The following is a 278-nucleotide window of genomic DNA, read 5'->3' as shown; positions in this document are numbered from 1 at the left end:
ACACGTAGCGGTCGGCACAGTAGAGGCCGGTGAAGCTGGCCTTGAGGTCAGGCCGGGCCTTGCGCTCGTGTTCCTTGTCCACCAGTACGGCGGTGTGCACCGCGCGTGCGCCGGCATGCTTGCAGAAGTCGATGATCGCCGAGAGGGTGTGCCCTTCGTCGAGGATGTCGTCGATGATCAGCACATCACGGTCGATGAAGGAGATTTCCGGCTTGGCCTTCCAGAACAGTTCGCCGCCGGAGGTCTCGTTGCGGTAACGGGTCGCATGCAGGTAGGAC

Annotated in this window: 1 protein-coding gene; it reads right to left on the bottom strand. The window is 62.6% G+C overall.

Annotated elements, in window-relative coordinates; genetic code table 11:
• Nucleotides 1-278, bottom strand: a 278-nt coding sequence (locus ACLJNW_RS24640) for a phosphoribosyltransferase family protein (protein ID WP_410961279.1), incomplete at both ends; no start/stop codon positions are given.

The organism is Salmonella sp. SAL4457, from assembly GCF_046548235.1.
Classification (GTDB): Bacteria; Pseudomonadota; Gammaproteobacteria; order Enterobacterales; family Enterobacteriaceae; genus Salmonella; species Salmonella enterica.
This window is presented reverse-complemented; position numbering and strand designations above follow the sequence as displayed.